This is a genomic window from Marinilactibacillus sp. 15R (genome assembly GCF_001895285.1).
In the GTDB taxonomy this organism is placed as follows: domain Bacteria; phylum Bacillota; class Bacilli; order Lactobacillales; family Carnobacteriaceae_A; genus Marinilactibacillus; species Marinilactibacillus piezotolerans.
In genome coordinates, this window is record NZ_CP017761.1 from 2,422,459 (window position 1) to 2,445,453 (window position 22,995).

19 protein-coding genes and 1 tRNA gene are annotated in these 22,995 nt (G+C 35.5%); 3 read left to right on the top strand and 17 right to left on the bottom strand.

Annotated features, from left to right (window positions below; genetic code table 11):
- Positions 1-93: 93 nt before the first annotated feature.
- From BKP56_RS11880 to BKP56_RS11930, 11 genes are all read right to left on the bottom strand, one after another.
- Positions 94-1,560, bottom strand: coding sequence for a sulfatase family protein (locus BKP56_RS11880; protein ID WP_072695304.1), 1,467 nt, complete (start codon positions 1,558-1,560; stop codon positions 94-96).
- A gap of 67 nt (positions 1,561-1,627) precedes the next feature.
- On the bottom strand, positions 1,628-4,987 hold the full coding sequence (locus BKP56_RS11885) for a GH36-type glycosyl hydrolase domain-containing protein (RefSeq protein ID WP_072695306.1): 3,360 nt from the start codon (positions 4,985-4,987) through the stop codon (positions 1,628-1,630).
- Between the two features lie 42 nt (positions 4,988-5,029).
- The gene (locus BKP56_RS11890; RefSeq protein WP_072695308.1) at positions 5,030-7,180 is read right to left on the bottom strand and encodes a glycoside hydrolase family 3 N-terminal domain-containing protein; all 2,151 of its coding nucleotides are present in this window, start codon (positions 7,178-7,180) and stop codon (positions 5,030-5,032) included.
- A 25-nt stretch (positions 7,181-7,205) separates the two neighbouring features.
- Entirely contained in the window at positions 7,206-8,027 is an 822-nt protein-coding gene (locus BKP56_RS11895; protein ID WP_072695310.1) for a carbohydrate ABC transporter permease, read from the bottom strand.
- A gap of 15 nt (positions 8,028-8,042) precedes the next feature.
- A complete protein-coding gene (locus tag BKP56_RS11900; RefSeq protein ID WP_198033948.1) occupies positions 8,043-8,921 on the bottom strand; it encodes a carbohydrate ABC transporter permease in 879 nt (292 codons plus the stop codon).
- Between the two features lie 77 nt (positions 8,922-8,998).
- The gene (locus BKP56_RS11905) at positions 8,999-10,246 is read right to left on the bottom strand and encodes a sugar ABC transporter substrate-binding protein (protein ID WP_072695314.1); all 1,248 of its coding nucleotides are present in this window, start codon (positions 10,244-10,246) and stop codon (positions 8,999-9,001) included.
- Between the two features lie 126 nt (positions 10,247-10,372).
- On the bottom strand, positions 10,373-10,765 hold the full coding sequence (locus BKP56_RS11910; protein ID WP_072695316.1) for an alpha/beta hydrolase-fold protein: 393 nt from the start codon (positions 10,763-10,765) through the stop codon (positions 10,373-10,375).
- Between the two features lie 73 nt (positions 10,766-10,838).
- Positions 10,839-12,239, bottom strand: coding sequence for an ISLre2 family transposase (locus tag BKP56_RS11915; RefSeq protein WP_072693097.1), 1,401 nt, complete (start codon positions 12,237-12,239; stop codon positions 10,839-10,841).
- A 93-nt stretch (positions 12,240-12,332) separates the two neighbouring features.
- Positions 12,333-12,701, bottom strand: a complete 369-nt coding sequence (locus BKP56_RS11920; protein WP_072695318.1) for an alpha/beta hydrolase — start codon at positions 12,699-12,701, stop codon at positions 12,333-12,335.
- A gap of 142 nt (positions 12,702-12,843) precedes the next feature.
- Positions 12,844-13,623, bottom strand: a complete 780-nt coding sequence (locus BKP56_RS11925) for an alpha/beta hydrolase (RefSeq protein ID WP_072695320.1) — start codon at positions 13,621-13,623, stop codon at positions 12,844-12,846.
- Between the two features lie 167 nt (positions 13,624-13,790).
- Entirely contained in the window at positions 13,791-14,213 is a 423-nt protein-coding gene (locus BKP56_RS11930; protein ID WP_072695322.1) for an OsmC family protein, read from the bottom strand.
- Between the two features lie 181 nt (positions 14,214-14,394).
- On the opposite strand from BKP56_RS11930, the gene BKP56_RS11935 reads away from it, so the two are divergent.
- Both BKP56_RS11935 and BKP56_RS11940 read left to right on the top strand, forming a co-directional pair.
- The gene (locus BKP56_RS11935) at positions 14,395-14,910 is read left to right on the top strand and encodes a GNAT family N-acetyltransferase (protein ID WP_072695324.1); all 516 of its coding nucleotides are present in this window, start codon (positions 14,395-14,397) and stop codon (positions 14,908-14,910) included.
- Between the two features lie 63 nt (positions 14,911-14,973).
- Positions 14,974-15,047 (top strand) — tRNA-Arg (locus BKP56_RS11940).
- Between the two features lie 69 nt (positions 15,048-15,116).
- Here the strand turns inward: BKP56_RS11940 and BKP56_RS11945 are convergent.
- From BKP56_RS11945 to BKP56_RS11965, 5 genes are all read right to left on the bottom strand, one after another.
- Positions 15,117-16,874 carry an ABC transporter ATP-binding protein gene (locus tag BKP56_RS11945; RefSeq protein WP_072695326.1) on the bottom strand — a complete coding sequence of 586 codons (1,758 nt, stop codon included), beginning with the start codon at positions 16,872-16,874 and terminating at the stop codon, positions 15,117-15,119.
- Positions 16,874-18,634 (bottom strand): ABC transporter ATP-binding protein, encoded by a 1,761-nt coding sequence (locus BKP56_RS11950; RefSeq protein WP_072696167.1) that lies wholly within the window; start codon positions 18,632-18,634, stop codon positions 16,874-16,876. The genes BKP56_RS11945 and BKP56_RS11950 overlap by 1 nt, the downstream gene beginning before the upstream one ends.
- Positions 18,635-19,227: 593 nt before the next feature.
- The gene (locus tag BKP56_RS11955) at positions 19,228-19,557 is read right to left on the bottom strand and encodes a PTS sugar transporter subunit IIB (RefSeq protein WP_072695328.1); all 330 of its coding nucleotides are present in this window, start codon (positions 19,555-19,557) and stop codon (positions 19,228-19,230) included.
- A gap of 57 nt (positions 19,558-19,614) precedes the next feature.
- A complete protein-coding gene (locus tag BKP56_RS11960) occupies positions 19,615-20,622 on the bottom strand; it encodes a Gfo/Idh/MocA family protein (protein WP_072695330.1) in 1,008 nt (335 codons plus the stop codon).
- A 19-nt stretch (positions 20,623-20,641) separates the two neighbouring features.
- Positions 20,642-21,493 carry a metallophosphoesterase gene (locus BKP56_RS11965; RefSeq protein ID WP_072695332.1) on the bottom strand — a complete coding sequence of 284 codons (852 nt, stop codon included), beginning with the start codon at positions 21,491-21,493 and terminating at the stop codon, positions 20,642-20,644.
- Positions 21,494-21,691: 198 nt separating this feature from the next.
- Between BKP56_RS11965 and BKP56_RS11970 the strand changes: the two genes are divergently transcribed.
- Positions 21,692-21,898, top strand: a complete 207-nt coding sequence (locus BKP56_RS11970; RefSeq protein ID WP_072695334.1) for a hypothetical protein — start codon at positions 21,692-21,694, stop codon at positions 21,896-21,898.
- A gap of 177 nt (positions 21,899-22,075) precedes the next feature.
- Here the strand turns inward: BKP56_RS11970 and BKP56_RS11975 are convergent, their stop codons facing one another.
- A complete protein-coding gene (locus BKP56_RS11975; protein WP_072695336.1) occupies positions 22,076-22,339 on the bottom strand; it encodes a hypothetical protein in 264 nt (87 codons plus the stop codon).
- Positions 22,340-22,995: the final 656 nt, after the last annotated feature.

Here is a 22,995-nt window from a genome sequence, read left to right on the forward strand (position 1 = left end):
TCTTTTACAATCTACTAACTCACATATTTCACTTTAACTATCTTGAATCGCTTTCGCAAGCTATTTTAAGAGAACTTATAAATTCAAGTTACATTATACCTTAAATTCATTTGGATACGCTTGCTTTAATTTCTCAACGGCTTCTGTTCTCCCTGTTGGAAGTAATCGCTGATTGATATACATTTCAAGATTGCCTTTGGCGTGATAGGGTCCGCCTTCATTTATCACGGTCCATAAAGGGTCTACTGGTTCTGTCATTTTAGCCATCATCTCGTCATGCCATTCATTCAACAATTCTATTGCTTCTCTTACAATGTCTTCTCTAGTTTCAGCCAGATTATGTTGTTCATAAGGATCTTCCTCTAAGTCAAATAGCATGTGCTTTTCAAATAAATGAAAGCCATCGTGATAAGTTCTTATATATAACCACTTATCAAATAAAACACTTCTCTGACAAACGTGAGAACATTGACTAATCACTAGAAACTTGCGGTCTTTATAGGACTGTCCACTTAATGCAGGTGCAAAACTTCTTGCGTCCCACTCAGGATCTGATTCCACGTTTAGCCATTCTGCAAGAGTCGGTAAGATGTCCATATTGTAATGAAAGTTATCGTCAATCCTACTATCTTTCAGCTCTGGAAGCGAAAGAATCATAGGTATGTTACATGTACCTTTGTCGGCTGTAGCATGCTCAGCATAAATCCCCAGCTCACCTAGGTTTTCGCCATGATCACCTGTTATGATTACCGCAACTTCATCTAAAATCCCTTGGTTATCCAATTCTTCAAAAATCTGTCCTAAATGGTCATCCATATAACGTATCCCCGTATCGTACCCATCAATTAATTTACGCATATCATCCATATCTTTTATTTCAGTAGGATATCTTGGATACTCAGGCAATGGTTTATTCCAGTACATGTCAACTTCTCTAGCAGAATGCGGTCCAGCTAATTCTCTGTCTTTCTCAAGTTTTTCTTTAGTCAGCCAGTCAGGTAAAGGATCATTTCTGAATGGTTCACCATAACTTTCTGGTGTACGATAAGGAGTATGTGGATCCCAGTAATTTAGATATAAACACCAATTATCTTTATCAGTATTTGATTTTAACCACTTTAATGCAATCGGTGTGACTTCAGATGCTATTTCGTCTCCCAATTTACCGCAGTTAAAAATCTGATTCCATCCTGCTGCAAAATGCCATGCAGAATGTCTTTCATGAAAGGTACTGACTAAGACAGTTTCCAAGCCTTTTTGACGTAAAATACCTGGAAGACTGAAGGTTTCAAGACCATCTTTAAAATCTGAATTTTTCTCAGAATTCCTTAAATTAGTCGCTTTACCACCATGATCCACTACTCCTGTTCGTATACCAAACTTCCCAGTAGTAAATGCTGTTCTAGAGGGCTTGCAGGGAGCATCAGAGGCATAATATTTAGTAAATCTTATGCCTCTTTCTGCTATACGGTCAATATTTGGAGAAGTGTTTCGATGATATCCGTAACAACCTAAATGGTCTGGTCTCAATGAATCTACATCAATGAATAGCAGTTTCAAGATTATCTCTCCTAAAATATTTTTACACTACTTTTTCCTGCTGAATTTCATGTTTTCCAATTAGTGATTAATTATAAACCGAATAATACACATCAATAATATTTTTTTCTTGGTTCAAATGATTGATTAAATCTGAATCATCAAGACGAACCCCAGCATTTCGGTAAGGATTTTCAATCATTTTATGTGAAACTTCCTGATTGTTTACTCTAACATTCAATTGGCTTTGTTCATTATAATGATAATTTATAATAAGCGGTTTATCGTCGTAGTAATACTCTACAGTTAATCCATCCATTTCTTTTGTTAAAACAGGGTCTAGTACTAGATTCTTGTCTTGAATTCGAATACCTAAGGCGTTTGAGACCAGTTGATTCATATAAATACCCGGCCCGCTTGAGTAAATTCTCCATCCACCTTTTACCTTTACATCCCCTTTTTTAACTAAATCAAACTGTTCTTGAGCTTCATAGCGATCAGAAAAATCAGCATCTGAACTACTGAAATACGTATTGCTCTGTCTTAGTTCTGCATTTTCTACGACTTGCTGAATATTAATTGGATTGATCGTCTCAAGACCTTTCCAGATTTCATTCGGCTTACCGATTTTAGCCATCGCTTCGATATATCTGATATGTGCATGTACATACATTAGGCCAATTTCACGACCAAAGTTTGCCGCTTGCTCTGCTCGCTTGAATTGGTGGCTGACTCCACCTCTATAGGTAGCTGGTCGATTCATCAGCCGAACGCCATCTGGTGTATTTAAGTGTTTTTGAATAATTTCATAATGTTTATCAGCCTGTTCTTTTGTAAACAGTTCACTGATCATTCCTCTGATCATAGGAAGCAGACGATACTGGATTCCTGTTGTTGTATCTTCAGGATGAATCATTTTTACGATTTCATCTTCACTTGGCATATAGATAAATCCTGGTACGACTTCGTTTGATGAGACATACTTTCTGAAATCAGCTGCAATATTTTCTGATAATTTTCTAATCTCATCTGACCATCCATCTTGATTGTTTTTTAACCCCTTCGCAAATTTCTGTAAAGTCTGATAGGTCAAAGCGATCGTCCAACTGCTGGCCATATCTTTTTTGAGACTTTGATTATGCGGTTGCAGTGTATCATCCCAATCACCATCTCCATAAGAAGACAAGAAGGTATTACCTAAGAAATGATGTTGAATATAATTTAATTGCTTGGTTACATGATCTCTAATTGTTTCAGACTCTTGCGTTATTTCTTTTGTGACTTTATCAAAATAAGGTACTGAAGCTTCCAGAATGTCAAAATCACCAGTCGATTCAATATAGTCTGCCAACATCTTTAATGGCCAGACAATCACGTCTCCATGGCTTTCATCGGCTTGTACTTGAGTATAAGAATCGAACATGAACCACTGCGGCCAGTTTCCGTCCTGCACGTGTTGATGAGTATAGACTTTTTTTATAATTTCTTTTGTACTCTCATACTGCTGCATCGCCATTAAATATTCTGCCGGTCCCTGAGAGACATCTCTCGTTCCCCATGCTGCTCCACCAAATTGCTCTAGACCATGCGGTACAAGGTAGTGAACGAGCATATTGTGCGTATACCACCAAGTCGTTAAATTCATTTTTTGAGAAATTCCAGTCAGTTGTTTAGGACCGTTAACCTTAAATCCATTACTTAATTTATCGAAATATGCTGAGAAAGCTTCAACTTCTTGAGTAAACGACAACTTGATATCATCAAACTGTTTTCCATCAAGAGATCCTTGCATAATCAACTGGAACTGACTTGTTGCATCAACTTTAAAATTCAGCAACATAGCTGTTCCCTCGTCAATGCCATCCAGTATAAAATCTTCACCCACAACCGTTGAAGAGGCACCTTCTAGTTTGAATCGATAAGTGAGGTCAGGAAGCTTCTGGTGAGCAGCAGTCTGTTCATCAAATGTAAAATAGACTGCCTGATCTCTTTCTTCGTACCAGACTGGAACTTTATACTCGCGGCTATTCATTGTTAACTGATTGGTAACCAGATATTCATAACTTTTACCACTTTTGCTTTCTACTGACAATTGAATAGTGGATGTAGTCGCAGAAGAAAGGTTCGTTACAATAAACGTTTCTTCTTCCGTTTTATACAACCATTTTACGTAATTAGCCCCGATTTCCATCAATGAAGGCATCGTTAATAAGTGATAAGCATTTTCAAGCTTAACGTATACTCGCTGACCACTTGTTTTAAAATAGTTGATTGGATTTCGAGCGTTAGATAAAGCTTTATTCATGTCTGTATTCCCTAAAACCAGCTGAGCATTAAAAATTCCATAAATCCAGGAGGTTGTGCTCATAATGCTTTCATCAGGGACTGTCTTGTTATGCGTAAATAAGATATGTCCATGGGGACGTTCTAGTAGATACTCTTTTTCCTTTAGTGCCACATGAGCATTTTTATCTGTAAAGAAAGAGAGTAACGTTTCATCAACTACTTCTTCTTGTACTCTTTTTGGGTATAGTTCTTCTATTTCATCTTTTTGTATAGATACTGTTTGTAAAGGTTGTCCTAGATAATTTTTTTTACTTACAGATTTTTTTTCAGTCAACTCTTCATATATTATTTGATCGTAATTTGACTGTATCTTTTTTATTTCTTCTAACTTTTCAACAGCTTCAGGATGAGAGTTTTTATAATAACTATAAAAAATAAACTTAGCAGTTCCGTCTAGTGATGTACGTTTAGATTTTAAAATACTGTAATCAAATTCAAACTGGATATTTTTATTTTCAAAATCCGGATAATAGATAACTTCTGGTTCATTTGTTTCTTTATAGGATTTACCGAAGAACTGAAATCCATCGGTCAAAAAACCATCTGCAATCGTTAGACTTCCTTGCTGCAGATAAGGATGTTGTCCATTCTGCGGTTGATTTTGTCTAGAGTTGATGGAGTATCCTAGATCTGTTTCAATAATCTTATGATCAACATATTGGGCGACATAGGCTTCATTTGCTTTTAATGCTGCCTCTTCTGCCAATCCAAGATCTTGTCCATACACAATATCAATATCCCGGTTTGAACCGTTAACTTCTACTTCCCAAAACCAAATAGAATCTTCAGATAAAATAAAACGAACAATGTATTCAATACCTTCAAAAGATCCTTTCCAGCTTGCTTGCTTTTCTCCAACTGCAAATGTACTATCAGATTTAATTCCTAATAGAGGTTTGTAGCTTTGGACTTGTCCGTGCTGATCAAACAATCTCAGATAGATATTATTCATTGAACCGTCAATCATATTTCCTTCAATTTGATTGATCATAATATCGTCATGCTTGAACGTATACAAATCTCCTGATTGAAGAAATGTAACCTTTGTCTTCCCTGATTCCAATATTTCCATATGCTTATTTTCCTGCTTTAATGTTTTCATGCCACTACTCCTTAAAACGAATACTTTTTTACAATAATTAACTCAGTTGATCAAATTGAATGAATGGGTTAATTCGATCGTACTATCTGCTCCTATTCCAAGTATAAATTCTCCCGGATCGCTCTTTACAGTATGATCTGCATGTGTATATCTTAATTGTTCTTCTGAGAGGGTGAAGTTTACTGTTCGACGCTCACCAGGTTCCAGGTGGATTTGTTTAAAATCAAGTAATTCTTTTACTGGACGAACGACTTCTCCGACTTTATCACGAATATAGAGCTGAACGGTTTCTGTTCCTGCAGATACCCCCGTATTACGAACCACCACTGATGCTTCAATTGAATCTGCTGATGTAATTTCAGTTTTTGATAATGTTAACTCTGTATACTCAAAGGTTGTATAAGATAATCCATATCCAAATGGATATAAGGGGGTGTTCTCGCTGTCTAGGTATTTAGATAAATACTTATCAGCTGGTTTACCTTGCTCGCTGGGTCTACCGGTATTATCCTGGTTATAAAAAATCGGAATCTGGCCGACAGATCGTGGGAATGTCATAGATAACCTTCCTGACGGATTGATAACTCCGTATAATACGTTAACGATTGCATCAGCGCCTTTTGAACCTGGAAACCAAGCTTCAACCAGACCATCCACTAGTGGAGTCACTTCAGAAAGATCTAGTGGTCTTCCATTAAACAAGACCGCAACGACTTTTTTATTTAACTTTCTTAATTCTTTCAAAAGTTCGATTTGAATTTTAGGAAGTTGAATATTTGTACGACTTGTTGCTTCGCCGCTCATTTCAGAGGTTTCTCCTAAAGCTACTAAAACTGTATCTGCTTCTTGCAGTTCTGCTATTAAAAAGCTCTGGGCTCCGTTAAATATTTCTGTTTCATCAATCACTTTAACGGTATCTTTTCCTAAATGATTATCCATTGCCTCTTTGAGTGTAGGCGTTTTTGTTTTATCTCCTTTCCAAGACCATGCTCCCAGTAAATCATGAGAATCTTTCATAGGACCGGTTAACACTACCTTTTCAGATCGATCTAGTGGAAGTGCTTTTTTGTTTTCTAAGAGGACTAGTGATTTTTCTGCTGCTTTTAATGCTACCTCTTTGTTTTCCGAAGAGAAGATAGCTATTTTTTCAATTTCTGCATCCGCTCCACGATAAGGATTATCAAATAATCCCAGTTCTTCTTTTAATACCAGTATGTTCATTACAGTTTCATCTAATAAGGTCTCTAAACTTTTATCAGTTTTAACTAACTCTACTAAATGCTCACTATAAGCAGCTGACATCATTTCAATATCTACTCCTGCTTCTAAAGCTAATTCTGCAGCTTGTTTATTATCCTGCGCTACTCCATGAGGAACCAATTCTCCAATTGCTCCCCAGTCAGAAATCAAGACACCGTTAAAATTCATTTCTTTTCTCAGTATTTCTCTCATAAGACGCTTATTTCCTGTAGCCGGAATATTGTCGATTGTGTTAAAAGCTGTCATCACTAATTTGGCTCCGGCATCTATCCCTTCCTGATAGGCAGGAAGATAATGTTCTCTGAAAGTATTCTCGTTTAAATCAACTGAATTATAGTCTCGGCCGCCTCTTGGAGCTCCATATCCAGCAAAATGTTTTACACAAGCGGCTAATTTAGTTAAATCTTCTTTAAGATCCGCACCTTGATACCCTTCAACAAAAGCTCTCGCATAATGTTTATTTAAAGTCTTATCCTCTCCTGTAGATTCTAAGACTCTTCCCCATCTGGGATCTCTCACTAAGTCAACCATGGGAGAAAATGTCACGTGCAATCCTTGAGCAGCCGCTTCTTTCGCGGATATACTAGCTGCTTCTTTAATCATTTCCGGATCCCAAGTAGCACCTAGTCCAAGCGGAATCGGAAAAATGGTGTGATCGCCATGGATTACATCTGCCATAAATAATAATGGAATCGATAGTCGGTGCTTTTCCATATATTCTTTTTGTAATTTAATTGTTTTTTCAGCACCCGTAACACCCAGCACTGAACCAATCTGAAACTTTTTCTCTTCTGTCATTGCCATCTCATTCATTGGCCCGGTAATATCTTCTGTCTCTTCTGAAAAGAAATCAGCCGATAACTGAATCGTCTGTCCTACTTTTTCTTCAATTGTCATTTGGTTTAAAAGTTCTCTTAATTCTGTCGTTAGCATATTAATCTCCTTTAATTCCCTTTTTCTATTTACCACCTGAAATATTAAATCCGCTTAAAATGTATTTCTGGAAGATAATAAATATAATCAGGATCGGAATAACCATAAACGCAGCTCCTGCCATTTGCAGCGCATAGTTGGTTCCATGCTGACCTTGCAGTAATTGCAGCCCTACTGATAAAGTATAGAAACTTTGATCATTTGCTATAATCAATGGCCATAGGAATGAATTCCAACCTGCTATAAATGTTAAAATTCCTTGGACTGCAATAATCGGTTTAGATAATGGTAGCGCTACTCTGAAAAATACGTAAAAGTCACTTGCACCATCGAGTCTTGCTGCTTCAAAAAATTCTTCTGAAATATTTGAGAAAAATTGTCTGAATAAAAATATCCCGAATGCTCCAGTAAGTCCTGGAAGTACGATTCCTAAATACGTATTTGTCAAACCCATTTGGTTTAAAAGTAAATATACTGGTATCATCGTTACTTGTCCTGGAATCATCATCGTAGCCAGCACTAATAGAAATAAGAAATTCTTAAACTTGAAATTATAATGCGCGAATGCAAATCCAGCCATAGCATTTAAAAATAAACCAATAAAGCCTAATGCTGTGATGATTGCCGTATTAATCAAATACACATCAAAATTCAAACGTTCAAATAATTCTCTGAAGTTGTCAAAAGTCCACTCTTGTGGAAATAAACTTGGTTGGATCGATACGATTTCTGGATTTGTTTTGAACGCTGATAGAATCATCCACAGGAAAGGAATAACTGTAATCAATCCCCAGAGACCCAAAACAATCCCAATCATAATTTTTAATTTTTTATCTATATTTATCATTAGTTTTCCCTCCTCTTAATCAGCTCGTCGTTGTAATCTTAATTGAAGCATTGTTGCTAAAATAATAACTATGAATAATAGCAACGATCCTGCAGCTGCATATCCAAACTGGTTATTTTGGAATCCATTACGATAAATAAATAAAGCCACACTAGTTGTACTGTTGAGCGGCCCGCCGTCTGTCATGACGAAAGGTTCTTCGAAGAACTGCAACCAGCCAATAATAGTGGTGATCGTCACAAAGAATGTTGAAAACTTCAGCTGTGGGATAGTGATATACCAGATTTGTTCCCACCTAGTAGCGCCATCAAGTTCCGCAGCTTCGTACATCGTACGGGGAATATTCTGTAATGCTGCTGAAAAAATCAGCATGTTTATTCCGATTCCTCTCCAGACTGCTAAGATAATTAATGAAATTTTAGAAAATTCTGTACTTGTCAACCAGCCGATTGGTCCGATACCGACAGTTCCTAAAACTTGATTAATTAGTCCGATGCTTTCACTTGGATTGAAGAGGAAAGCCCAAACAATCGCAACCGCTACTATATTAGTAATAGAGGGAGAATAAAAAACCACTCTCATAAATGAAAAATATTTTGACTGACCCATGTTAATCAGAATGGCAATAGTCAATGAGAAAAGAATGACTAGCGGTACACCGAATACGACATAGAACAAGGTGTTTGTGATTGACTGTAAAAACACTCTATCTTGTAAAATATTCTGGTAGTTCTCGATTCCAAGGAAATTAATTCGAGAAAAATCAGCTAATCCTGCTAGACTCATATCTGTAAAACTAATTACTAAAGCAATCAGAATCGGAAATATCGAAAACATCAACAATAAAATGATTGCAGGTGCTATAAAAAAATATGGCGCTTTTTTGCTTTTCATGTAAAACATCCTCTCTAAAATCAAAATTCAGAGAATGAATAAAAATCTATTCGATTCTCTGAATATATGAACTTTTACTATTCTATGATTGTTTGAACTTCTTGATTCAAGTTATCTAGTGTTTCTTGAATATCTGCTCCACCAACCATAATTTCTTCAAAGCTTGATAGATAGGCTTGAGACATTCTATCCCATCCTTCAATCAAAGGCATGTGTTCTGAATTTTCGAGCTGTTCTCCAAATACGGCAATTTTTTCATCTTGGAACGGCTCTTCTTCCCATGCTTCTACTAATGCCGGTAATGAACTTGTTGTATCATAATATGTCATTAAGCTATCCACACTTACCATGTGTTCAATCAAGTCCATTGCTTCATCAGGATGATCTGAACTACTCCAGACAGCAAGGTTAGCTCCGCCCGTGTTTGATACATTGCTCACTGGTCCTTCAGGTAAAGTACGAATATCCCATTTACCTTCGATATCTGTTGTCTGATCTTCAATTGCTGTAATTGACCATGGACCACTGATGAACATCGGTACGATTCCATCTCCACCAAAACTTTGCGACATTTCAATTCCTAAATCTTGATTTGCTGTTGCTCCTGCTTCAACAAAACTGTGCAAGTATTCGATTGCTTCAACAAATTCTGGTTCATTCAATACTGCATTTCCATCTTCATCAATCAATTCCGATCCGTTCTGTTTAGCAAACATAGGTCCGAAAGTCTGCTCTTGAAGATTGATATCAAATCCGTACATATTATCTCCACGCTCAGATAATTTCACTGCTGCGTCATACAATTCGTCCCAATTACTTGGTCCTTCAGGATAGCCGACTTCTTCCAGCAAATCTGTTCTGTAGTATAGGGCACGTGTTTCTGTATACCAAGGAACACCGTAATAACTATCGTCAAACATTGTCGTTGCGACATTTCCTTCAAAAAAGTTGTCCGGAGAAAGTGCATCGTTTGATTCAATATAATCGCTGATATCCAGCAATGCACCTGCATCAGTAAATTCAGCCATATATGTTGAACCCATCTGTACAACATCGGGACCCTCACCAGAAGCTACGGCAGTTAAAAGACGGTCATGGGCAGCAGACCAAGGGATACTCTGCAAATCTACTTCTATTCCTGTTTCTTCAGTATATGCATCAAAAATCGGTTGTACTGTTTCGTTTCCGTCTCCCATCATCCAAACGGATAAAGTATCTGATGATTCTTCAGAAGCGCTTTCTTCATCTCCATTACCACAAGCTGCTAATAAACTTAAAGATAGTAAAGAAGTTGTTCCTAATAATAATTTATTCATTTTAACCATGATCAATTCCTCCTAATATTTGAGTCTTTCTGCAATAAAAAACTGAAAATTCCGTTCGAAACGTTTCGATAAATACTTAAAAAAATATTCTGCAACTTTTCACATTTAACAATGAGTAAAAATATGTTACGAAGTTAACCATTCAAGAGCTGGAATAATTTGCTGGTTCCAAAATCCCCAGTTATGGTCTCCTTCGTTTTCAATGTATTGATGTTCTACTTTTTGGTCTTTCAAGTAATGATGAAATTCCAGATTATCCTGATAAAGAAAATCACTCGTTCCGCAAGCCATATAAAGGGCTGGCTGAATTTTGTTTTCAGCAACCAGCTGATACAGGTCCATTGCGTCGGGCATATCATTCACATCATTAGAGCCAATTAGCACTTTCATAATTCTATCTGGATAAGTATGCTGATCATTTTTAAAATCTTTCCGCAAAATCCTGCTAGATAATGCTGCGATTTTCCCAAATGTTTTATTATAATACAATCCATTTCTTAAAGCACCATATCCACCCATTGAGTATGCGTCAAGTTTTTCTCGGTAACCTTTAACTAGTAGAATTAACAGAAATTATGTTGTGTTAATATTTTCAGGAAAATGCCCGGCCTAATTTCCCAATGAAGCTACTCACAGGGCCATAGTTGGATATTTTCCCAGTTTGAACAGTGTGTGTGGTTGAACGAGGCTTTTTCAAAGCCTGACGGACTGCTCCCTTAAGATCTTCACCTAACGGTTCAACGATAGAATCAACTTCTGTGGTCAAAGCTTTTTCCAGAAGACTGTTTTGTTCTGCTGTTAGTAATGCTACGACATTAGCTACACCTGCTTTTGTCCAACTACGTCCCTGCCTTTTCGTCCGGTAACTATACACACGATGTCCAGTTTCACAAACGCCTGTCCCATCGGACAGGGGGAGGTCACGTTGTTTAAAGCTTTTGATGTATTCCCAATTTCTATACAAATATTTTTTCAATTTTTTAATTTGATCTTTGCGTATTGCTTTGCTTTCTTCTGGCATGTCTATCAATCTGCTTTCAGCTGTTGCACAAACGGATTCCACTAATGACCAGTCAAATTTTTTTACAGCTTTTATCATTAATCCTTCCATTTTTTTATCGAAAGATAAACGTTCTTTTACCTTTCGATGTACGTGGTAGGTATCTCTAAAATGTTCATGCCGATGACAATAGCCAACGATAGTGTCAAATTTATCTTTTTCATACCCGCTTCCTCCATCGCTGTTTGTGATGACAAGTGTCTCTTTCAAGTCATAGACTTGATTTAAATAATGAGCAGCTTGCTTAAAAGCGTCTTTACTGGAATCTAAACTTGAAAATGCCATCTTGTTTATAAGCGTATGTCTCTGCTTCTTTTTATCAATGCCTTCATGTACGATGACGCGATGAATGGTTGGAGAGTCGCCTTGCCTTCCTTTAACAAGCAAACCATCACCTTCAATATATAATGCTTTTACCTTCTTTCGCTTAGTCTTAGGAAGGTCTGATTTATAGTAATATTTAGACAGGTAGTGTTGAACCTTTTCTCCAACCTCTTGCGTTACACGGTGAATGGTAGAATGGCTAGCTGTCACAGAACTACTTATCAGAAGAGACTTTTTGGCCTGTCTATAAGGCATATTAGCCCCCAATTGAGCCATCACCTTTTGAGTGTTAGGAGAGTAGCGCTTATACTTTTGTAAGCCTAAGGCTTTATCCAAAGCGATGAAAGATGGTCTCCCTTCCTTTTTTAGTCGTCTCCGATAGTAAGTGATCTTACCAAATACAAATTGAACAGTTCGAGGTTCAATATTGTCTACATGCCAGCCTTTATGTTTATACTGCTGATAAAGTTCTTTATCTATTCTCTCTATGGCATGCTGCATTAACCATTCATTCCAACCTTGAAACCAAAGGTTTAAATTGTTTTCTATATCGATAACAGATTCTTCATTCTTCCAGAGTTCAACTATTTGTGATATTATATGATTCATAACGAGGCCTCTTTTCTACTGGTGTGGTAACTACTAGATTAAAGGTCTCGTTTCTTTTTGTCTAGAAAACGAAATGATATCACTAACCGAGAACTATTTTACACTAACACCCATTGATAATCCTGCGATCCACGTATCTTTTTGATCAGTAGATAAAGGAAAAAGACTTCTTGTTTCCTCTACTAATTCTTCTCCGATGAATTTACCATATTCCGCACCACTCGGATGATCGACATAATAACTATTTTCACCAGATGGAATAATTACAGCTATATTATATTCTTCCGCTAATTGTTCTATATTCCCTGCATAAAACCAATCCTTACGATCTCCGCTGTATCCATGCAGCAAGTATAAAGTTCTTAACGACTTTTCCTTCCTGCTTTTTTCAGGAATAATAGCAGAATAACTGACTTTCCTAGAAAGTTTATCTGAAAAGAATGTTGCGTCAATCGTTGTCATAACACTATGCACTTCCTTTCGAAACGTTTCGATAAATGAATTATATAAAACAAAAATATTTTTTGCAAGCCTTTTCTTTTTTTATGAGTGTTCTCTAATAAATAGATTTTAATCTCTATAATCAGTCCATCTATTCTTTAACTTATTGCACCATCCACTCAATCGCTTCTTCAATAGTTCGATCCCAAAAATTCCATTTATGTTCTCCGGGTGATGCTCTGTAAATATGATTGATTTGGTTATCTTTTAAAAATTTATGGAATTGTAAACTATCCTCATAAATAAAATCTTCTGTACCGCAAGCAATAAATAATTCCGGTATACTGCTTTGCAAAACTAGTTCATAGATATCCATATCCAAACTTAAGTCCTTGTAGGATTTACTGCCAATAATATATTGGAGATGCGCATTCATACGATCATCTATAGACAAATCATGATTAGGATCATTTTTCGTTAAAATTCTGCTTGAAAATGCAGCTATTTTCGAAAAAGTCTCACTGTAAGATAATCCATTTCTTAAAGCCCCATACCCTCCCATTGATAAACCAGCTATCCAAGTATCCTCTCTTTTTTTAGAGAGATTGAACAAATGTCTGGTTTCATTTACTAATTCTTGTCCAATAAATCGCCCATAGTAATCTCCGTTACTATGATCAACGTAAAAACTATTTTCTCCAGAAGGCATAATAACTGCCACACCTAACTTAGTTGCTAATTCTACTATACGTGTATTTTGTTCCCAATCTTCATGATTCCCATCCCAGCCATGAAGTAAATAAAGTGTTTTAAAGGGACTTTTATTTATTGATTTTTCAGTCCGTGGATCATAAATAGATTTTGTGCTCGAAGGAATAATTGCTGTAAAAGAAACTTTCCTCATTAACTCTTTGGATTGCATCGTACCTGTAAAAGTTGCCATAATTCTCCTCCAGAAATTTTTTTATTTGTCTAGTTTAATTATTTCAATTTGATAGCGCAACCATTTTTTTGTAAAAAAAGAATGGATAAGCAAAAATGCTATCTCCATTCTTTCAATTTAGTTAAAGGCACTAAAAGATACCATTCTTACTTAAAAGTCATAATCCATTACGCTTGGCTTACTTCTTCTCCATTTAAGACTACTTTATAAGACAATTCTGCTTTTAATGAATTAGCCACGGAACAATATTTGTCGTTACTTAAGTTTACAGCGCGAAAGATTCGGCTTGCCGGTACGTCGCCATCAACATTTACCGTTACTTGTATTTTCTTAAAGTATTTCGGTGGCTCTTCATTACGTTCTCCGTCTGTTTCTAGTTCAATACGTTCAATCTTTTCCTGATAAGGCTTTAGAATCATAAATATGTCGATTCCCATACAACCTGCTAAACTGCCTAATAAAGCTTCCATCGGAGAAACTCCAGACCCTTTTCCACCTGCTGCTTTACCGGCGTCCATCGGTAGTATATGGCCTTGGCCGTTATCCATCGTAAACGCAAAATCACCTTGCCATTTTGTTGATACTTTCATCTTATTCACTCCATATTTTTTGTATATTTATTATAAATCAACTGGGCTTACTTTTCCATAGTTCAATTACCAGCTAAATATTTTGCCAATTAGAGCATAATTTCTGTTATAATTATAGAGTTGCTAAACTCTAAAATGTGTTTTGGATAAATTTCATTTCAACAGAAAGGTGACTAGAGCTATGTTTAGACTAGAACAAATCAGTATTGAACAAGTGCAGATCTTAAAAGATATTAGTATTGAAACTTTTACCGATACATTTGCAGAAGCAAACGATCCTACTCATATGAAGGAGTATATCAATAACCACTATACTTTAGAACAATTAACAAAAGAGCTCAGTCATCCTCATTCTGAGTTTTACTTTATTTCACAGGATTCCGTTATAGCTGGATACTTGAAGATTAATCGAGATACTGCTCAAACGGAACATACTCATATCAATAGTTTAGAAATTGAGAGAATATATATAAGAAACCCATTTAAAAGAATGGGGTTAGGTAAAAAGCTGATTCAAAAAGCTTCTGAAAGAGCTCATGATATGCATCTTGATTCTATCTGGCTTGGAGTATGGGAAGAAAATTTACAAGCACTGCATTTTTATAATAAAATGGGATTTAAACAATCAGGTTCACATTCCTTTTTCTTGGGGAGTGATGAACAAACTGACCTTATTTTAAAAAAAAGTTTAAATTAACCGATTCATTTAGTAATATAGTTATAAGAAGTATTCTTAAAATAAATTTTTTGAATTTATCCTGACTCTATAGCTCAGTAGGATAGAGCAAGTGCCTCCTAAGCACTAGGTCGTGGGTTCGATTCCCTCTAGAGTCGTTAATGATCTTTTTTCTATCAAATATTTTAAAGGGCTTATAAGCAATTAACTGCTTATAAGCCCCTTTATTATGCTCCCATTTTCTGTCCTTTTTTCTGCATTTGATACATTTCGGCATAAGCACCGTCATGAGCAAGCAGCGTCATATGATCTCCTTCTTCGACAATTTCTCCTTGGTCTAATACGAGGATCTGGTTAGCATGTTGGATCGTCGACAAGCGATGCGCGATAATAAAAGTGGTTCTTCCTTCTTTTAAAACATCCATTGCATGTTGAATAATATCTTCTGTTTCCGTGTCGATCGAACTAGTTGCTTCATCTAAAATAAGGATTTTTGGATTGAAAGCTAAAGCTCTAGCAAATGAAATTAATTGACGTTGGCCGGAACTTAAAGTACTTCCTTTTTCTACTACCGGTTCATCTAATCCCTTTTCGAATTTGCTCAACATATCTTCTCCACCGACATCTCTTAATGCTTTCAGAGCTGTTTCTCTAGAAATGTTCGGATTATCCAATGTAATATTTGATAGTATCGTTCCTGTGAATAAAAATGGATCTTGTAAAACGATTCCCATCTGTTCGCGGACAGATTGCCTAGAGTAAAGTTTTGTGTTTTGACCATCGATTTCGATGATTCCTTCCTGAGGATCATAGAAACGGAATAGTAAATTCATAATTGAACTCTTACCTGAACCAGTATGACCCACTAAAGCAACTGTTTGCCCAGGTTCAGCTGTAAAGTGAATCTGCTTTAGCACTTTCTTTTCTTCTGTATATCCAAATCCTACATTTGAAAATTTAACTCGGCCATTTGTAACGGTCAATTTTTCTGTTGCGTTTTCCTCTGATGCTTGATCCATCAGTTCAAAAACTCTGTCTCCAGCTGCAATGGCTTGCTGTACGAATGTCATTTGCTGAATAGTTCCTTTGATTGGCTCATAAAGTCGAGTAATGTAATCACTGAACAGATAAAGCATCCCAACAGATATTCCCAATGTTCCATTAATATATTGTGTACTAAAGTAGACCATCAAGATCAATAAGGTAATTCTTCTTAAAAAGTCTGCAACTGTAAATTGCGAACTGGCATCCAAGATGACGTATTTCTTCATCACATCGTACCATTCATCATTGATTTTAGAGAATTCTTCATCCATTTTTTCTTCTTGTTCGAAAGCTTGAATGATCGACATCCCCTGAATCGATTCATTGAATTTTGCATTGATATCGGAATTCAGATCTCGTTCTCTGCGATTATACACACCGGCAAATTTTGTATAAAATTTGCTCCAGAAATACATAATCGGAATCAGCACTAAGAGAATCAATCCTAAAATTTGATTAAACAGCATGATTGCTATAAATGTACCTATTACATACATAACATTCATGAGTATCTGGCCAATTGCATTAACATAGAATTGCTGCCGCAAGGATTCAGTATCATTTGTAATTCTAGCAACAACCTTTCCTGCAGGTAAGTTGTCAAAATACTCCACAGGTAGCTTTTGAACTTTTTCATATACTTGGTCCCGTATGATTTTAACTGAACCATTGGCAGCTTTCATTCTGATAATTTGACTAAGATAACGAAAGACTGCGGTTGATAGCATAAGCACAGCATAAATAACAATCAATTGCATTAATGTATCTCCAAAAGCTACTCCATTAGCAGCAGCTGGTGTTATTACATCATCAATGATTCTCTGTGCAATGATTGGTGCACCTAAATCAGTCACAGTTGAAAATAATAATAAGGCAATCCCGATACCAAACTGCCACTTGAAGTATTTCATATATGAGAGGAGTCTTTTAACAGTTCTCATTATTTCACCTCTCCTTTTACATCTGTTTCATTTGATTTAATTTCTTGACGTAGAAACTGTTCATAATACCAGCCTTTTTGTCTGATTAATTCATCATGCGTTCCACGTTCTAAGATTTTCCCGTTATCCATTACAATAATCTCGTCGGCTTGCTTGACTGCCGAGAGTCTATGCGTAGTGATAATTGAGGTTTTGTTTTTTCGAACTTTCTGGATGTTTTCGATAATATTTTGTTCCGTTTTTGCATCTACTGCTGACAGTGAATCATCTAAGATTAATATCTGCGGATCTTTAATCAGAGCACGAGCGATAGAGATTCTCTGTTTCTGTCCACCAGAAATCGACATTCCTTTCTCACCAATCAATGTATCCAATCCGCGTTCCATTTTTTTCAGATCATCTTCAAAGGATGCATTTCGAATACTGGCCATAATTTCTTCATCAGTAGCTTCTTTTTTACCAAATGCAATATTTTCTCTCACACTTCGACTAAATAACACATGATCTTGAGGTACATATCCGATCATCCTTCTAAGCGCCGGGTCCTGATACTGCTGGTAAGCAAACTCTCCCATATCAAAAGATCCTGTACCAATTGGATATTGATTCAGCAGCTGCCTTATAAGTGTTGTTTTACCGGAACCTGTTTTACCAACAATTCCCAATAATTTTCCTTTCTCTAAATCCAGATCCAGGTTTTCTAGATTAACGGATTCGCTGGATCCATATCGAAAGTTGAATTGATTGAACTGAATGTCCTTCACTTCAGTAATGTCTTCTTGCCCATCAAGTGCAAGCCCATCAGTAGCATCCATGATTTCTTCGACACGACGCATTGATGCACTACCTTGTCTAAGAATCAATATCAGCTCAGAAACAGCAATGATCGGCCATATTGTCATTCCCAGATATAACTGAAAAGCAATCATATTGCCCACCGTTAAAGTTCCTGAAGCAACTAGGAAACTACCGTAACTAAGTGCAACAACTACACTAAGTCCTTCAAATATTTTGACAGTCGGCCCGAATACTGCTCCGGTTTTAGCAACAAGATTATTTTTGTTGTAAAGATCTTCAGTTTGTTTTTTGAATTTTTTAATAAAATCTTCTTCTTTAACGTATGCTCTTATGACTCTAGTACCATCTACCATTTCGAGGACGTCTTCATTCACTTTCGAAAATGATTTTTGTGCTGTCTCATAACGTTCATCTATCTCAGCGCCTTTTTTTCTAAACACATAGATCATTGGAACTAATGGTAAAATTGTCGCAGCAGTTAGCGCCCAGCTCACAGTGATTCCCATCATAGTCACTAGTACACCAAGATAAACAGTAGAGGTCATCAAGACTTCCATCCCGTAACCTGCAGTATCGGCTAGTGCGCGAATATCCTGCGTTCCGCGAGCCATTAAATCTCCTGTTCTAAATCTTTCAAAATAAGGAGCTCGCATTCGCAGCAAATGGCGCATCATTTTACTGCGCATTTGTTTCTGAAGCTTATAGGCACCTGAAAACAAGCCAAATACCCATGAGAAATCCAATAGATACGTTAAAATAATAAGGGCTATAAAAACAATACTATACATTTGTAGTCTTTGGGTATTCATAATTCCATTTACAATATCATCTATGATCATCCCTACAATATATGGGATAAGTACTGCACAAAGATTGCCTAAGCCCAGTGCTATGAATGAAAAAGTATATTGTAATGCATTTTCTTTAAAGAAAAACTTTAATTTTTTTATAACATCAAACATGAATTTATCCTTTCTTTCCTTTTTCAATAATGAAAAGTAGTTCACTCTCATGATTTTTATACCTTTTTTTGAAACGCTTATAAATTTTTTAAAGGTATTTTATTTAAGAAAGCGTTTTTTACACATAAAAAAGCCACGGGCTACCCTCTTAAAGAGAAATAGACCGTGGTAACTATGTGTGTTTTTTGAGTTCCTACAATTGCACACTGACAATTGTTACTACAAAAAACTAATCTACCATTCTATTTTGAAAAAGGAGGTATTGGGTCGTAAAATATTAACATATAATAACATTAGACTTGACTGCACTTGAGCGATTATTAAATTTTTCATGATGCAGTTCCTCCTTTTCTATGTAATATGTAATGTCTCTAAATGCTTTCATAAAAGCAAAAAGAAAATAAATATCTTAACAAAATTTACTATACACAATATTAAATCTAAATACAAGCTTTTATCTTAAACTTTTTTTAAATAGTTAAATTTGTCCTTTTTAAAACTAGTTATAATATACATAAGTTCAATTTTCTGTAATGTAAAAAAGAACCTTTCCGGTTTAAAGTTAAACCGTGAAGGTTCTTCGCTTATACATATTAGTCATTCTTTATTTCTCTCAAGTTTAAAGCTTCCAATAATATCTTTTCTGCATTCATCATACCATAGTCTTTTGTTTCAATGACGTGTACTTCAATTTTCTTTTCTTTCACTTTTTTAAGGAATTTTGATTTCATGTAGCGAACCTGCGGACCTAAAAGCAGTATATCTATTTCTTGAGAAATTAATCGAGCGTCTGCTTCATTAGCAGAAACTGCTGTAATTGTTACTTCTAGATTATGATTCTTTGCTGCTTTTCTCATCTTTGATACCAGCATATTCGTACTCATACCAGTAGCACAAACTAACAGTATATGTGTATTTGACATCACTCATCTCCCCTTTTATTTTAATGATCCACTTGCCCTTTTCTTCTAATCTACGTATTAATGTCCATCATTGAAAGAAAGATTAGCACTTTTTCTTAATTTATAGAGTGTACGGTTCACTGCTTTAGCAAGAGTAGTCCATTCTGACAGTTTTTCTTTTGCTTCAGGTTCTTCTAGATGATTGATTACTCCGGCGAATACTTTAGCTTCCTCATACAAAGTATTTTCTGCTGCTGGATGAATTTCCACTTCTTTAACTGTCGTATTTTTGGCATTGATTTCTTCTAATTTCTCAATTCCTACTACTGCGTTCAAACGTAATGTCTTCTCTATACTATATATTTCAGTAGGTAAGGTAGAAGTGGCTGTTTTACCAAATAACAAGGTTACATCAAAGTCTTTATAACGAAGAATTGCAGTTCCTTTTCCATCTACTCCTGTGCGAACTTTTTGTGCAAAATAATGCGCTTCTTCAGGCTCTCCAAACCAGCTCACAGCTGCATAAAGCGTATAGATCCCCAGGTCCATTAAAGCTCCTCCAGCAAATTTAGGAGAGAAGATGTTTGGCTCTTCTCCTTTAAGGACAAGATCATATCTAGAAGAATATTTCATATAGGTCAAAGTAGCACCTTGAATTTCATTTAAATTACTGATTTCTTCTTTAACCTTTTTAAAATTATCTTCATGAATGTGTCTAGCAGCTTCCACAAGCACTAGGCCATTTTTTTCAGCTATTTTGCTGGCTTCTTCCCATTGATCTGGATTAGTAAATGCTGGCTTTTCCACAATAACATGTTTTCCATTTTCTAATGCTTGAATGGTTTGTTCGTAATGTAAACTATTCGGAGATGCTATATAAATTACATCAAGATCTTTATGACTAATAAATGCAGAAAAATCATCGATTGCTTCTTTTGAATGGTATGGCTCTCCAAAAGACTCTGCTTTACTTAATGTTCTTGAGTATACAGCTCTTAATTCGTACTGCTCTGTTTCCAGAGCGGCTTCAACAAATACTTCGCTTATATTGCTTGTTCCGATAACACCTAATTGTAATTTTGTCATTCCTATCATCTCTTTTCTATTAATTTAATGTAATCACTACTAATTCCGGTCTATTATTGATTCTAAATGGAAAGCTTGAATTACCAATTCCTCTGGTAATAATCATTCTTTTTGACTGATCTTCTTCATCTGAAAATATGCCGTAGTCATATTTTGGAAACACCCCTTGTCCCGGAGCGATTGCACCACCAATAAAGGGAATCCGCATTTGTCCTGCATGAGTATGTCCAGATAAAATCAAATCCGGAGCCTTTGTTTTATCATCCAGATATTCTTTAAAATGCTCGGGGCGATGAGCGAGTAAAATTTTCGGCTGATTGCTCATTTCAGAAGTTAATTCTATATATTTTAACCTAGGCTTTGGGCTATCTTCTTCGGCAGGTCGTTCGGCTAATCCCATCAAGACAATCCCACCTTCGTCTTCTTTAAAAGTTACCCACTCTGCTTCATCAAGCAGCAATTTAACTTTAGTAGTACTTAGTACATAAGTTAAGTCTTCAAACTTAGCTGTCTGAATATCATGGTTTCCTGTCACCATGTATGTCGGGGCGGTAGCGCTTAAGCCGTCACATAATTTCCGAATCGGTACATCAGCCAGATCGGGTAACCCTCCTTGTACTAAATCTCCCGTTATGACGATTAAATCCGGATTAATATCTTTAACCTTCTGAATAACATTTTCAATGTATCCTTTATTATATCGAGGTTTAAGATGCGTATCAGATAATTGAAGAATCTTTTTACCCTTTATATTTTTATGTAACTTAGGAATCGTTACTGTATAATCATCTACTTCCAAATAATAGTTCTGAAGATAGAGATAAACTAGTAAACCCACAACCAGTAAAATAATGACTAAAAACCATACCATCTTTCTTTCCTCCTATGCTACCAATAGTTTACCATATCTAATAACATTAGATAAAATAGACACATCGGTAGCATTTCTACATATTTTTTAAATGTTGATGTTTAAATTATTGTACCACAAAAGCTTATAGTAAGCGGTTTAATTTTGAAATGTTCTAATAAAATAGTAAACTATGGATAGGCAGAAAGGAGGTTTCAAATGCCACACTTAAATGATCCGATTCCTAATGGTTCTCATCCAATAGTTGACCCGGACGCTATCAAGAAACAGGATCCAGAAAATCTTGATCAGGAACAACTCAAGCCAGATGAAGAGAAAACAAAACCAGAAGATTTTGAAGCGTTTAATGTAGATAAAGTAGATCAGTTAGAAAGAGAGAAAAAAGATTATAAGGACTCAGAATAAGAAATAGAGGCCATCATCTCAAATATGATGGCCTCTATTTCTTTGAACTTTTAAACTTTTATGTATACGTAATATCTTTGCTGAGTTGAATTTTTCCGCTACTTTTGTAAAAGAATCATAGTAAAAAGCTACAGTAAGTGTCTTTTGCAAGACATTCACTATAGCTTAAGCCAATCACTATTTATTTAACCTTAAGTTTTTAAAAGATATACTCCTGATTAATTTCCGGTCTGAACATTCCTGTTCAACTAATGAAACAGTTGCAACTTTCATTTCAAATAAATCTTCAAGTTTCATTTGATGTTTGCTGAGTACTGAATCTAAAGGAATGTCAAATTCCCCATCGGCATTCTCAATGACTTCATCATCCTCGATACACAATTCTTTTGACTCAGTCTCTGTTTCAATAACATAGATAAACTTTTTGTGTTTAATCTGCATACCTTCATTCCCATCTTATGCTTCGTATACCCTTATGATTTTGTATATATTTAATATATAGAATACTTAATGCTTTTACGATAATGAAATTATACCTTACTCATTTCAAAAAGTCTGTGTCTTTTTTTCGACTTTATATATAATATTCTCTAACCGTCACTAAATTGTTGAAATTACAATATTTATATAATAATTTCAGTCTTTTCAATACCTTAATCTATTACTTTTACCACACTAATCTCATACCGGATTTATTTTATAGTTCATCTACATAATGATTTGCTCTAAAATTTACAATCTATCGGGCTATACATCGTTTTGATATTTCAATACCGTTTATCTTAATTTCGTTCTATTTCATTGAGTAGTTAAAGTAGTTATTTACTATCATGGTATTAGTTATTATTTTCAAATTTTATAAATGAGTATCTAAAGATAGAAGCTTAATTTTTGTAAAGTTTAAGAGGTTAACAGGTCAATTAAAACGCATACACCTTAAAATTATAAATAGTTATTAAATTTTTAGATTACTAGATTGATATCTCTCATATTTTAACGTAGACTGATTAGAAGTCAGTTTGCTTGCAATTATTTTATAATATTACTTATAACTATTAAGATCGCACTTTTGTAAAGCTGATTAAATTTTGATAAAG